8 protein-coding genes are annotated in these 14,065 nt (G+C 69.7%); 5 read left to right on the forward strand and 3 right to left on the reverse strand.

Annotated elements, in window-relative coordinates; genetic code table 11:
* The first annotated feature begins 512 nt into the window (after positions 1-512).
* The 4 genes from EOE66_RS19330 to pbpC all read left to right on the forward strand — a co-directional run bounded on the left by EOE66_RS19330 (position 513) and on the right by pbpC (position 10,427).
* Positions 513-809 (forward strand): transposase, encoded by a 297-nt coding sequence (locus tag EOE66_RS19330; protein ID WP_128230381.1) that lies wholly within the window; start codon positions 513-515, stop codon positions 807-809.
* Positions 810-848: 39 nt separating this feature from the next.
* The gene (gene vapB / locus EOE66_RS22420; RefSeq protein ID WP_310733113.1) at positions 849-1,643 is read left to right on the forward strand and encodes a type II toxin-antitoxin system VapB family antitoxin; all 795 of its coding nucleotides are present in this window, start codon (positions 849-851) and stop codon (positions 1,641-1,643) included.
* A gap of 248 nt (positions 1,644-1,891) precedes the next feature.
* Positions 1,892-8,005 (forward strand): alpha-2-macroglobulin, encoded by a 6,114-nt coding sequence (locus tag EOE66_RS19345; RefSeq protein ID WP_128230382.1) that lies wholly within the window; start codon positions 1,892-1,894, stop codon positions 8,003-8,005.
* Between the two features lie 7 nt (positions 8,006-8,012).
* On the forward strand, positions 8,013-10,427 hold the full coding sequence (pbpC, locus tag EOE66_RS19350; RefSeq protein ID WP_245479110.1) for a penicillin-binding protein 1C: 2,415 nt from the start codon (positions 8,013-8,015) through the stop codon (positions 10,425-10,427).
* Between the two features lie 360 nt (positions 10,428-10,787).
* Here the strand turns inward: pbpC and EOE66_RS19355 are convergent, their stop codons facing one another.
* Positions 10,788-11,501, reverse strand: a complete 714-nt coding sequence (locus EOE66_RS19355; RefSeq protein WP_128230383.1) for a helix-turn-helix transcriptional regulator — start codon at positions 11,499-11,501, stop codon at positions 10,788-10,790.
* Positions 11,502-11,709: 208 nt separating this feature from the next.
* Here EOE66_RS19355 and EOE66_RS19360 point away from each other — a divergent pair, with 208 nt between their 5' ends.
* The gene (locus tag EOE66_RS19360; RefSeq protein ID WP_128230384.1) at positions 11,710-12,138 is read left to right on the forward strand and encodes a DUF4902 domain-containing protein; all 429 of its coding nucleotides are present in this window, start codon (positions 11,710-11,712) and stop codon (positions 12,136-12,138) included.
* A 49-nt stretch (positions 12,139-12,187) separates the two neighbouring features.
* Here the strand turns inward: EOE66_RS19360 and EOE66_RS19365 are convergent, their stop codons facing one another.
* On the reverse strand, positions 12,188-12,973 hold the full coding sequence (locus tag EOE66_RS19365) for a hypothetical protein (protein WP_128230385.1): 786 nt from the start codon (positions 12,971-12,973) through the stop codon (positions 12,188-12,190).
* 43 nt (positions 12,974-13,016) lie between these two features.
* Positions 13,017-13,994 carry a sodium-dependent bicarbonate transport family permease gene (locus EOE66_RS19370; protein WP_128230386.1) on the reverse strand — a complete coding sequence of 326 codons (978 nt, stop codon included), beginning with the start codon at positions 13,992-13,994 and terminating at the stop codon, positions 13,017-13,019.
* Positions 13,995-14,065: the final 71 nt, after the last annotated feature.

Here is a 14,065-nt window from a genome sequence, read left to right on the forward strand (position 1 = left end):
TGCTAGTCAAGCAGCTCCATCGGACTAGCTCGCGGGCGTTTTCGATTGAACTTGGATCTGCTGGAACCGTTGACGTGGAGATAACGACAACGAACGAGATATGGGTGGACGGGGTTATGCGCGGCGTTCTTTCGCCCTGAATGAGCCCGCCATTGAATGCTGGGCCCCCTTGAGCTACCTCTATCCTGAATCCATTTTCTGGCTCAACCAGATTAGGCATCCATCTGACGAATTTCAATTTTCATTGGTTGTACAGCCCATCGCGTCAGATATCGAAAATGCTGGCCAAACAGAGTCATACGCAAGATTTGCCTAAAGGCCATTGCGAACAACGGCAGATCAGGGCTGAATCATTTGGGGCGTTGAAGTTGAAACACCACGCATATACAACGTATCGCGCTATTGTTTACCGATTGCCTCAGGCAAATCCGCGATTCCGGGATTCCGGGATTCCTGGATTCCGGGATCCAGGATTCCGGGGTCAGGTCTCCCCTTTACCCCAATAACCAGCCATGAGCCGCCCCCTCCGCATCGAGTTCCCCGGCGCCGCCTACCACGTCACATCGCGGGGTGACCGACGCGAGCCTATCCATCGCGACGATGCCGACCGCCTGCTGCACCTGGACGTGCTGGCGACAGCGATGGACCGGTTCGACGCCGAGGTGCTGGCCTACTGCCAGATGGGCAACCACTATCACTTGGTGCTGTACACGCGCCAGGGCAACCTGTCGCGGTTGATGCAACTTCTGAACGGCGTCTACACCCAGGCCTTCAACCGCCGGCATGGCCTTGTCGGACATCTGTTCTAGGGGCGGTCAAAAGCGATCCTGGTTGACCGCGACGCCTACTTGCTGGCGCTGTGCCGGTATGTGGAGCGCAACCCGGTTGCGGCGGGCTTGGTGAAAGCGCCCGACGCTTGGCGCTGGTCCAGCTGCCAGGCGCACCTCGGTCAGGTGCCCACCCCGGGCTGGCTCGATAGCCATGGGCTGTACGGCCACCTGCTGGGCCAAGCTCGGCAAACACGGGCCCAACAGCGCCGAGCGCAGGCTGTTTATGCAGGCCTTGTCGGACAAAGCCAAACCGGCGACGAATCGTTCAGGGCGTCGGCGCTGCGGGGGCAGATCTACCTGGGCGATGGAGCATTCGCCGACCGCATGCGCGCGCAGGCCAGCTTCGAGCTTTGCCAGGCCAAGGCGGTGCCTCGGCTGCAGCGAAACGGCGCGAAGACCTGGGCCCAGTGCCTGGAACTCTGCAATGGCGACCGAAACAAGGCCCTGCTGCTGGCCTATCAGGAAGGCAGCTTCGCGGGAGGGAACACGGGAGGGCTGACCCTTGTCACCCCCTTTCAGCCCCTTTCCCCAGGGCCACCGGCATGTCCTCGCGCCATATCCCAACCAAGGCGCTACGCGATGAGCATCACCACCGTGTTCACGAACAACCGCTCGCAGGCCGTTCGTCTGCCCGCAGATGCACGCCTGCCCGAGGGCGTCAAAAAGGTGCAGGTGCGCGCACGCGGCATGGACCGCATCATCAGCCCCGTCGGTCACACCTGGGACAGCTTCTTCCTGGGCGGCCTCCAAGCATCAGCCGATTTCATGGCCGAGCGCGCCGCGCAGCATCAACCCGAGCGCGAAGGCTGCTGAGCCTGGGGTTGGCGATGCTGAAGCACCTGCTGGACGCCAACATCGACATCACGTCGTCAAAGGTCGGCCGGTCGAGGTGTTGGGCTTGACCTTGGTCTCCAACAACCTGGGTGAGTTCGAGCGTGTGCCCGGGCTCTTGTGCGAGAACTGGGTGGCCCAGCAACCCTGATCCTGGGTCGAGCGCGAAGAGCCACAGCGCTTCGCTACCATCCTCCTCACAAGCTGGTTCCAACCAGCAGGGAGAGGCGATGAGCGAGGTCCCCGACACCGGCCCCGAAACGCAGCCGAAGGCGGCAGCGCCCGCGCCTGAAGACCCGCCCGCGACGCCCCCCGCGCCGCCCTCCACCGCACCACGTGCCACAGCCGGCCAGCGCGCCGCTGCCTTCTTCGCCGCCCTGCTCGGCACCTGGTCAGCCCCACCCTGGCTGCGCTGGCTGATGACCACGCTGCACGGCCGCAGCACCCAACTCGCCGGCCACGTGCGCGCCCAGCCGTGCGCCAGTGCGGCACTGCTGATCGGCCTGCTGGCCGTGGCCGCTGCGGCCTACGCCGGCTACCGCTGGTGGCAAGCCCGGCCGCAGCCGGTGCAGGTGGACTTCAGCGTCACCAACCCGCCGCTCACCGACTTCGCCAACCAGGGCCTGCCGCAGGCGCTGGTGCTGCAGTTCGAACAATCGGTGGCGCCTTTGGAACTGGTGGGGAAGGCGATGGCCACGGCCGGTGCGGTCGCCGCCTCCGCACCCGGCTCTGCGCCGCCCGCCGCGCCGGGCGCGCAGGCCGCGCTGCCCACCCTGAGCCCCGCGCTCGCCGGCACCTGGCGCTGGGCCAGCGACCGTCAGCTCGAGTTCCGCCCGCAGGCCGATTGGCCCGTGGGCCAGCGCTTCCAGGTCACGCTGCCCACGCAGGCCATCGCGCCGCAGATCACTCTGGCGCGCCAGGCTTTCGAATTCGAAAGCGCGGCCTTCGTGCCGAAGTTGAAGGCGGCCAGCTTCCACCAAGACCCGCTGAACCCGGCGCTGAAGAAGGCCATCTTCGAGATCGGCTTCAGCCACCCCGTCAACGCCGCCGAATTCGAACGCCGGCTCGAATTGCGTTTGGCCGGCCAGTCCGAAGGCGTGCTGGGCGTGGGCCGCGAGAGCACGCGTTTCACCGTCAGCTACGACAAGCTCTACCTCCATGCCTACGTGCACTCGGTGCCGCTGCCCATCCCGAAAGAAGCCACCGCGCTGCAGCTCACGCTCGCCGCGGGCGCCACCGCACAGGCCGGCGGCACGCCCAGCGCGGCGGCGCTCAAAGGCAGCGTGCAGGTGCCGGGCCTCTACAGCTTGAACGTGGCTGCGCAAGGCATCTCCATCGTCACCAACGAGCAGTACGAGCCCGAGCAGGTGCTGACGCTGCAGACCTCGCAGCTGGTGCACGAGCGCGAGATGGCGCAGGCGCTCAGCGCCTGGGTGCTGCCGCTGCAGAACCCGGCCGTGCGCAAGGAAGAGCAGGGCGAAGAACCCTATGCCTGGGCCGACCCGGCCGAGGTGACGGAGCAGGTGCTCAAGCTCGCGACGAAACTGCCGCTGGCGCCCGTGCCGGCCGAGCAGGAACACACGCAGGCCCACGCCTTCAAGCTGCGCGCCGAGGTGGGCCGCACCGTCTACCTGCGCGTGGACGGCAAGCTCAAGAGTTTCGGCGGCTACCTGATGCGCGAGAACGCGCAGGCGCTGGTGGCCGTGCCGCCTTACCCGGCCGAGTTGCGCATCCTGAGCCAGGGCGCGCTGCTGCCGATGAGCGGCGAGAAGAAGGTGGCCGTGCTGGTGCGTGACTTGCCCGGCCTGCGCGTGGAATTGGCGCGTGTGCAGCCCTCGCAATTGCAGCACCTGGTCTCGCAATCGCAGGGCAGTTTTGCGAACCCCGAGTTCCTCGGCAGCTTCGGGCCCGACAACCTGAGTGAGCGTTTCGAGAAGCGCATCCCGCTGCCCGGGCTGGCGCGCGGCAAGCCGCATTACGAAGCGCTGGATCTCGCCGCTTATCTCGCCCCAGCCGGCGAGCCGCGGCGCGGCCTGTTCCTGCTGCAGGTGCAAGGCTACGACCCGGTGGCCGAAGCCCGTGCCGAACGCGAACGCCTGGCCGCGCTGGACCCCAACCGCCCGGTGCAGCCCGCGCCCGAGAGCAGCGAAGCCGAGCCCGAATACAACGAAAGCGGCGGCGAGGTCACCAACCCCACGCAGCTGCAGGAACGCCGCCTGCTGCTCGTCACCGATCTCGGCCTGCTGGTGAAGCAGTCGCTCGACGGCACGCGCGATGTCTACGTGCAGTCGCTCTTCAGCGGCGAGCCCGTGGCCGGCGTGACGGTGGACGTGGTGGCCAAGAACGGCAGCACCCTCTTCACGCAAACCACCGATGCCAGCGGCCGCGCGCGCTTCGAAAAGCTCGACGGACTGCAGCGCGAACGTGCGCCGCTGTTGCTGCTGGCACGCAAGGGCGGCGACATGAGCTTCATGCCGCTGAACCGCGGCGACCGCCAGCTCGACTTCTCGCGCTTCGATGTGGGCGGTGCGCTCAACGCGCGCTCGGCCGAACAGCTCAGCGCCTACCTGTTCTCCGACCGCGGCATCTACCGCCCCGGCGAGACCATGCAGATCGGCATGATCGTCAAGAACGCCGACTGGGCGCGCCCGCTGGCCGGCGTGCCGCTGGAAGCCGAGGTGCTGGACGCGCGCGGCCTGGCCGTCAAGCGCGAGCGCGTGCGCGTGGGCGCGGGGGGCTTCTTCGAGATCAGCCACACCACGCAGGAAAGCTCGCCCACCGGCACCTACGCCGTGAACCTGCACGTGATGAAGGACGGCCAGGCGCTGCGCCAGATCGGCAGCACCAGCGTGAAGGTGCAGGAGTTCCAACCCGACCGCATGAAAGTGTCGGCCCGCTTGCTGGGCGCCGGTGAAGCGGCCGTGCCTGCCGTGGGCGAAGGCTGGGTGCACCCGCGCGAGCTGCAGGCGCGCATCGAGGCGATGAACCTCTTCGGCACCGCGGCCGAAGGCAGGCGCGTGGCGGTGGCGCTCACGCTGAGCCCGGCCACCCCCAGCTTCCGCCAACACCCGGGTTACCAGTTCTTTGATCCGCAGCGTGCCAAAGAGGGCTTCAACGAAACCCTGCCCGACGGCCGCACCGACGCGCAAGGCCGCGCCAGCTTCGACCTGAAGCTCGCGCGCTACGCCCGCGCCACCTACCGCCTGGGCCTGCTGGCACAGGTGTTCGAGCCCGAGGGCGGGCGCAGCGTGGCGGCCGAGGCCGGCGTGCTGGTGTCGGAGCTGCCCTTCCTGGTGGGCGTGAAGCACGATGGCGACCTGGGCTACGTTTCGCGCGGCAGCACACGCATCAGCCGCTTGCTGGCCATCGCGCCCAACGGCAAGGCACTGGCGGCCGAGGGCCTGACGCTGCAGCGCGTGGAACGCAAGATGGTCTCGGTGCTCATGCGCCAGGCCAACGAGACCTACCGCTACGAATCGCGCCGCAAGGACACGCTGGTGGAAGAAAAGCGCGTGGCGCTGCCCGCCGCCGGCCTGGCGCTGGCGCTGGACACGCGCACACCCGGCAACTACAGCTACGTGCTGCGCGACGCCGCAGGCCTGGAGCTCAACCGCATCGACTACAGCGTGGCAGGGCAGGGCAATGTCTCGCGTTCGCTGGAGCGCAACGCCGAGTTGCAGATCACGCTGAACAAGAAGGACTACCAGCCGGGTGAGGAGATCGAGCTCAGCATCCGCGCGCCTTACGTGGGCGCCGGGCTCATCACCATCGAGCGCGACAAGGTCTACGCGCAGACCTGGTTCAAGAGCAGCACCACGGCCTCGGTGCAGAAGATCCGCGTGCCGAAAGACTTTGAAGGCAACGGCTACGTGAACGTGCAGTTCCTGCGCGACCCCACGTCCGACGAGATCTTCATGAGCCCGCTCAGCTACGGCGTGGTGCCCTTCGCCACCAGCCTGGCGCCGCGCACGCTGGCGCTGCAGCTGCAGGCGCCGGCCCTCGGCAAACCCGGGCAGGTGATGAAGTTCCGCCTGGCCAGCAACAAGCCGGCGCGTGCCGTGGTGTTCGCGGTGGACGAAGGCATCCTGCAGGTGGCGCGCTACCAGACGGCCGACCCGCTGGGCTTCTTCTTCCAGAAACGCGCGCTGGAAGTGCGCAGCGCGCAGATCCTCGACCTGCTGCTGCCCGAGTTCAAGCGCCTGATGGCGGCCGCCGCACCCGGCGGTGACGAGGCCGGCGGCAACGCGCGTTTCCTCAACCCCTTCAAGCGCCGCGGCGAGGCGCCGGCGGTGTACTGGTCGGGCATCGTCGACGTGCAGGGCGAGCGCGAGTTCAGCTACACCGTGCCCGAGCACTTCAACGGCGCGATGCGCGTGATGGCCGTGGCCGTGAACGACGGCGCCGTGGGCGTGGCGCAAGCACAGGCGCTGGTGCGCGGCGACTTCGTGCTCTCGCCCAACCTGCCGCTGGCGGTGGCGCCGGGCGATGTGTTCGAGGTCTCGGTGGGCGTGGCCAACAACGTGGCGAATTCAGGGGCTGATGCGCCGGTGCAATTGACGCTGAAAGCCGCGCCCACTTTCGAGGTGCAAGGCCCGGCCACGCAAACGCTGAAGATCGGCGCCGGCCGCGAAGGTGTGGCCCGCTACCGGCTGAAGGTGAAAGACGCCGCCAGCGCCACGCTGGGCTCGGCCACGCTGCAGTTCACCAGCAGCCTGGGGTCCAACGCGGCGATCAACAGCACAAGGCGGATGGACGTGAGCGTGCGCCCGGCCACGCCGCGCGCCACCACGCTGGCCTTGGGCCACTTCAAGAACCGCACCGAGGTGCCCACGCCGCGCGATCTGGTGCCCGAGTTCCGCCGCCAGGAGCTGGCCGTCTCGGTGCTGCCGCTGGCCGTGGCGCCGGGGCTGATGCGTTATCTCGACGAGTTCGAGCACGCCTGCACCGAACAGCTGGTGAGCCGCGCGCTGCCGGCGCTGGTGCTGGCGCGCCGGCCCGAGTTCTCGGCCGAGCGCACGCCCGCCGCTGCTGCGCGCACGCTGGAAAGCACGCTGCGCACCTTGCGCACGCGGCAGAACGCGCAGGGCGGTTTCGGGCTCTGGGGCGCTTCGGTGCAGGCCGACGAGTTCGTCTCGGTCTACGCGCTGCACCTGATGCTGGAAGCGCGTGAACTGGAGGTGCCCGGCGCCACCGTGCCGGCCGATCTGCTGCAGCAAGGCCTGCGCTACCTGCAGCAGCTGGCCGCCAGCCCGCCGGCCAACCTGGCCGCGGCGCGCCACCGCGCCTATGCCCTGTACCTACTGACGCGCCAGGGCGCCATCAGCACGCCGCAGCTGGCCAGCCTGCGCCAGGTGCTGGACGAGAAGCACGCCGCCACGTGGAAGCAGGATTCCACCGCCGCCTTCATGGCCGCCACCTACCAGCTGCTGAAACAAGAGCGCGCCGCGGCCGAGCTCATCACGCCGCTGGTGCAGCGTTTCGAGGCCGGCCCGGCGAAGCAGGCCTATGCCGACTACACCGACCCCAGCATCGCCGGCGGCCAGCTGCTCTACCTGCTGGCGCGCCATTTCCCGGCGCGGCTGAAGACGCTGGCACCGGAGGCGCTGCAGCGTCACGTGGTGCCTATGGGCAGCAGCGGCATGAACACGCTCTCGGCCGCGTGGACGGTGCTCGCTTTCGAAGGCATGGCGCGGCAGCTCGGGCCGCAGGCCGAAGGCCAGTTAAGCGCCGCGCAGGTCAATGCCCAGGGCCAGGCCACGCCGCTGAAGCTGCCGGCCAACCTGCTGCCGCGTGTGGCTTTCGACGGCGGCACCGTGAAGCTGCTGCTGGCGAACGCGGGTGATGCGGTGGGCTGGTACGCCGTCACGCAAAGCGGCTTCGACCGCGTGCCGCCCACCGCGGTGCTGAAGTCGGGGCTGGAGGTGCTGCGCGAGTACGTGGGCGCCGATGGCAAACCAGCCACCACGGTGAAGGTGGGCGACGAGCTCACCGTGCGCCTGAGCCTGCGCGCGCTGGCTTTGGACGGGCAGGGCAGCGGCGCAGCGCAGGTGGGGGCCGTGGCGCTGACCGACCTGCTGCCCGGCGGCTTCGAGCCCGTGCAGCAGCGCAACGAAACCGGCGGCAGCAGCACGGTCACCGGCCCGGCGCTGGCGCATGCCGAGGTGCGCGAAGACCGCGTCGTGGTCTACGCCTCGGCCAGCAACCAGGTGCAGACCTACACCTACCGCATCCGCGCCACCAACGCGGGCGAGTTCACGGTGCCGCCGGCCTCTGCGCAAGGCCTGTACGAAACGCAGCGCCAGGCGCGTTCGCTGGCCGGCAAGGTGACGGTGGGTGCGCCTTGATGCGGGTTTGATCGCGCGGCTGCGGACCCTGCCGCGGCCCGGGCCGCGCGCGCGCCGCGTGCTGGCGGTGCTGGCCTTGTTGGCGCTGGCCCTGCTGCTGCTGCGCGCCTGGCCGCACCCGCCGCTGCGCGAGCACGCCAGCACCTCGCGCGCCTTTTACAGCAGCGATGGCGCGCTGCTGCGCCTGACGCTGGCACACGACGAGCAGTACCGCGTGTGGACGCCGCTGGCGCAGATCGACCCGAAGCTGGTGCAGGCCGTGCTGCTCTACGAAGACCGCTGGTTCCACCAGCACCCCGGCTTCAACCCCGTGAGCCTGGTGCGCGCGGCCTGGGGCACCTGGCACGGGCCTGTGCGCCGCGGCGGCAGCACGCTCACCATGCAGCTGGCGCGGCGCCTCTATGGCCTGGACACACGCACCCCCGCCGGCAAGCTGCAGCAGGTGGCCGCGGCCACTTGGCTGGAACTGCGCCACGGCAAGGCCGAAATCCTGGAGGCCTACCTCAACCTCGCGCCCTACGGCGGCAACATCGAAGGCGTGGGCGCAGCCAGCCTCGTCTACTTCGGCAAGCGCGCGCAGCACCTGCTGCTGCCCGAGGCCTTGGCGCTGGCCGTCATCCCGCAGAACCCGAACCGGCGCGGCAGTTTGGGTGCAGGGCAGGGCGACAGCACCGCCCCGCCCTGGCCGCAAGCCCTGGCCGCCGCACGCGCGCGCTTGTGGGCCACCTGGCAACAACGGCATCCCGCGGCCGCCCACAGCGCCGATGCCGCCGCGATGGCACTGCCCCTCGTGCTGCGCAGCCCGCGCCAATTGCCTTTTGCCGCGCCGCATGCGGTGCAGACGCTGATGCAGCAGCGCGTCACCGCCCCCGAGACCACGCTCACGCTGCACGGCCCCACGCAGGCGGTGCTGGAGCGTGCGATCGCGCAGTTCATCCAGACCCGCCGCGGCCTGGGCGTGAGCAATGCCGCGGCGCTGCTGGTCGACACCGAAACGCGCGCCGTGCGCGCCTGGGTGGGCTCGGCCGACTGGCACGACGCGGCCATCGACGGCCAGGTCAACGCCACCACCGCCAAACGCTCGCCGGGCTCCACGCTCAAGCCCTTCCTCTACGCGCTGGGGCTCGACCAAGGCCTGCTGCACCCGCACACCGTGCTGAAGGACGCGCCCTCGGCCTTCGGCACCTACCACCCCGAGAACTTCGACGGGCGGTTCGAAGGGCCCATCACCGCGCAAGACGCGCTGGTGCGCAGCCGCAACGTGCCGGCGGTGGCCGTTTCTGCGCGGCTGCAGCAGCCCACGCTGCACGGCTTCTTGAAAGCCGCCGGCGTCGCGCGGCTGGCGAGCGAGCAGCACTACGGCCTGGCGCTCACCCTGGGCGGCGGTGAGGTCACCATGGAAGAGCTGGCGCAGCTCTACCTGCTGCTGGCGCGCGGCGGCCAGCACCCAGGGCACCCGGCGCTGCGCACGCTGGCCTCAGACGACACCAGCGCCACCCCGCGCCGCCTGCTCAGCCCCGAGGCCGCGTGGATCACGCTGCAGATGCTGGCGCGCAACCCGCGGCCCGACACCGGCCAGCCCGCCTTCCCGCCCGTGGCCTGGAAGACAGGCACCTCCTGGGGCTTTCGTGATGCGTGGACGGCCGGGGTCTTCGGCCGCCAGGTGCTGGTGGTGTGGGTGGGGCATTTCGACGGCCGCAGCAACGCGGCCTTCGTGGGCGTGCAGACGGCGGCGCCGCTGTTTTTCCAGATCGTCGACAGCCTGCGCCACCAGGGCCTGGCGCCGCCCGCGAGCGCCGAGCCGCGCGGCCTGAACCTCGCGCAGGTGCAGGTGTGCAAGGCCAGCGGCGAGCTGCCCAACGAGGCCTGCCCCGAGCGCGTGCCCACCTGGTTCATCCCCGGCGTCTCGCCCATCCGCGTGAGCACGCTGCACCGCGCGCTCTGGGTGCACCGGCCGAGCGGGCGCGCCGTCTGTGGCCCCGGGCCGGGCGTGGAGCGCGAGGTCTACGAGCACTGGGGCCCCGACATGCTGCAGCTCTTCGCGCAGGCCGGCATGCCGCGCCGCATGCCGCCCGCGCCGCCGCGCTGCGGCAGCACGGCCACGGGGCGCGACCTGGGCGAGAGCGCCGGCAGCGGCGCCGCCTTGCCGAGTGATGAAGGGCCGCAGATCGCTTCGCCCTTGCAAGGCGCACGCTACGTGCTGCGCCTGGGTCGCGCCGAAGAAGCGGGCTTGAGCCTGCGTGCGCACACGCGGCGCGAAGGCGCGCTGTTCTGGTTTGCCGACGAGGCTTTTCTTGGCCGCAGCACACCGGGCCAAGACCTGCGCTGGCGCCCGCCCGGCGCCGGCCGCTACACGCTGGCCGCGGTGGACAGCGAAGGCGCCAGCAGCACACGCGAGGTGCTGGTCGAGTTCGCGCCCTGAAAACAAAAACGCACCGTAGCGGCTGCCACGGTGCGTTCCTGGAAGGGCGATCTTTGCGCCCTGGTGGCGGCCTGATCTGGCAGGCCTGCTCCCTGAGATGGTGCCTGGCTGGGCGTGTGACCGGCGGATGACCTACCGGGTTTTCACACGCCTGCGTCAGCCAAAGAACCAGCTGAAAAACGTCAGCCATCCCCCGGTGGTGGGGAAGCTGCCGGATTCGCTGCCGTAGGTGTCCTGCATGGTGTTGCTCCAACTGGCCTCTCGGTCAAAAGTGACCTTGAGGGCATTGAAGCAAGCGGCCTCTGGCGACGTAAGCTACTTGGGCTTGTAGCTTGACACCGGGCCAGCGGCAGTGCTACGTCAAATCAAACGCAGCGAAATGGCCTTGAGCACCGCCATGTGCTTGCCCGCCACGCCCAGCTTGCGGCAGGCGTTGCGCAGGTGGAAGTTCACCGAGTGCTCCGAGAGGCCGAGGATCTGCCCGACGGCCCATGAAGACTTGCCGTCGCGCGTCCACTGCAGCACTTCGCGCTCGCGCGGGCTCAGCTTTTCCAGCGGCTCGGCGGGTGCTTCGGGCTCGACCAGCACGCGGTTCGCAGTCTCCTGCGCATAGACAGCCAGCAGCTGCAGATCGGCCACCATGCGCGTGAGCTGTGCATCGTCGGTGGGCAGCGGCTCGGGGCGGTCCACCCCCAGCAGGAAGTGCCGCCCGCCGGGCAGGTGCAGCGCCATCGCGATGCCGGTGCGGTAGCCCCAAGGCGCCTGGCTCTCCCACAGGTCGGCCGCATCTTCCTCGACGTAGAGGCTCTGGTCGTAGCTGAAGGGCACATGCCAGCTCTTCAGGCGCTTGTGCACCGGGTCACGGTCGACGCGCTCCATGCTGCGCGAGGCATCGATGAAACCCTGCGGCACGTTGCCCACCACCTCGAAGGTGGCGCTGCGGCCCGGCCGCTCGATGGCCAGCGCGGCCGTGACGATGCCGAAGTCCATCGCCTGCGCGAAGCGGATCAGGCGGCTCTCGAACGTGGCGCGGTCGGCCGACTCGCGCACGTCCATGTAGTCCTGCTGCCTCATGGGCCGGCGGCCCTGACGCGGGCCGCCACCAAGGTTTGTAGGTTGCGGACGTCCGACCCACTGCGCACGATCAACCCCCTGTCAAGACAACCGACCCCACGACGAAAGGATCTTCCCCATGAGCATCACCGCATGGCAATTGTGTTCGTGGCCCACTTGCCCGTGGAAGATTCCGGACGATTGTGCGCAATGGCCGGCATTCGTTCACGTGCAGTCGTCGGTCAACCCGCATGCCCCGGCGGGCAGGGAAGCGCTGCGCCACGGCGACACGGTGTGGGTGGGCCAGATGGGCGGCACCATCGTCGGCGTGGGCTGGGAGTGGATCGAACTGCGTCGCGGCGTGTTCATGCTGAAAGACCCGAATTACGTCGCGACGAACCTTCAGTTCCTCGACCATGCGCTGGCGCCGCTGAACGATCTGGATGCCATCGTCTCGGCCAACCGGGTGGCGCACGCGCTGCCCTGGCAGGCCACCTTGACGCAGGTGCTGGCCGCCACGCGCACCGCCGAGGCCGCACCCGCGCCGCCGGCGCCGACACCGCGCACGAGGCCCGCTGCACCGCCACCGCTGCCGGCCCGCGCAGGCACCTTCCAACGGCCACCGGGCGCGGGCTGGCCCAGTGCCGCCGCCGCCTGAAGCCGCCACCTGAGGCCGGGGCCACACCGGGGCCGCGGCGCGGCCGGCCTCAGCCCGCCGCGAGCAGCGCCTTGGCCGCCTCGATGCGCTGGGCCCAGGGCAGGCTCTCGTCCTCCATCACGCGCAGCAGGAAGGCGCGCGCCTGGGTGGCCGCCGGGCTGTGCCGGTCGGTGGCCGTGCCTTCGGCCGCAGCCGCCGGCGCGAGTCCCGGCGGTGCTGCGTGCATGGGCGACTCGCTGAATTCGGCGGCCAGGCTGGCCATCGCCGCCTGCCACTGCGCGGGGGCGATGCTGCCGCTGCGGGCCAGCAGGCTGGCCTGGCCCTCGGCCCCGGGAGGCAGGTCGAGCCAGGGCGTGTCTTCGAAGATGGCCGCCAGGTCGGGGGCGACGAAGGCCGACCAGGCCCCGCTGGCCTCGCGCAGCACCGGCACCGAAAGCCAGCGCGGCGGTGCCAGCGTTGCCGCGGGCGGCCAGGCCGCCACCTGCCCGTCCCGCAGCACGGCCAGGTAGCGGCGCCGCAGGCCCGCCACACACGCCTGCGCCTGGCCGTGCGGCACAGGCTGGGCCAGGGAGAACCAGAGCTGCAGGCCGTCGACACCGTTGACGGCGATGGCCGGTGCCGGCCAGCCGAAGTCGGCCTGCACGCCGCGCCACAGCGCGGACAACGGCGCCCACTGCGCCGGCCGCGCCACCTCGATCACCAGCGCGCGCACCTGGCCGAAGGCATCTTCGCTCGGTGCCAGCGCCGCCAGTTCGGTGGCCTCGGCCAGCGCGCCGGGGGCCGTGGGTGCGGCCGGCAGGTAGAGACGGGCGAATTCCTGGTGCAGGCGGCTCATCGGCGGCACTGTAGCGAAAGGCCGCCGGCCTCGGAGGTGCCCCTCAGCCGCGCACCCACTGCGCCACCTGCACATACAGCGGAATGCCGAGCAGGATGTTCATCGGGAAGGTGATGCCCAGGGACAGCCCGAAGTACAGCGAGGGGTTGGCCTCGGGGATGGCGTGGCGCAGCACCGCCGGCACCACGATGTAAGACGCGCTGGCCGACAGCACCATCAGCAGCGCCGTGTCGGCCACCGGCAGCGCCAGCAGCACCGCCAGGCCCAGCGCCAGCGCCGCGTGCAGCAGCGGCCCCAGCACCGCGTAGGCGATGAGCACCGGCGACTGCAGGCGCGCGGCCTGGAAGTGGCGCGCCACGAGCAGGCCCATGTCCAGCAGGAAGAAGGCCAGCATGCCCTTGAAGAGGTCGCCGGTGAAGGGCTGCATCATGGCCTTGCCGGCCTCGCCGCCGAGGTAGCCCACCGCCAGCGAACCCAGCAGCAGCAGGTGCGTGCCGTCGGTGAAGGCCTCGTGCAGCACACGCCGCATCGGCAATGCCGCTGCAGCGCCCGCGCCGGCGGGGCGGGCCGCATTGCCATGCCGCAGCAGGCTGGCCAGCAGCACGGCCATCACGATGGCAGGCGACTCCATCAGCACCATGGCCACCGTCATGTGGCCGGGCGCGGTGATGCCCTGCGCTTCCATCACCTGCGTGGCGGTGACGAAGGTCACCGCGCTCACCGAGCCGTAGGCCGCCGCGATGGCCGCGGCGTCGAAGCCGGCCACGTGGCGCCTGAGCACCTGGTAGCCGAGCGCCGGCACCACGAAGGCCATCAGCAGCGCCGCGCCCAGGCTGGCGAAGAGCTGCGCACTGAAAGGCGTCTGCGAAAGCGCGAATCCCCCCTTCATGCCCAGCGCCATCAGCAGGTAGAGCGAAAGGAACTTCGAGATCGCCGGTGGCACCTCGAGGTTGGATTTCAGCGCACCCGCCAGCACACCGAACACGAAGAAGAGGATGGCCGGATCGAGCAGGCTTTGCATGTGTTTCTGGCAGTGGCCGTGGAAAGGTGGCGCATGCTAGGCAGGCCAGGTGCCTTGGTAAAATCGATTCT

This window comes from Rubrivivax rivuli, assembly GCF_004016505.1.
Taxonomy (GTDB): domain Bacteria; phylum Pseudomonadota; class Gammaproteobacteria; order Burkholderiales; family Burkholderiaceae_C; genus Rubrivivax; species Rubrivivax rivuli.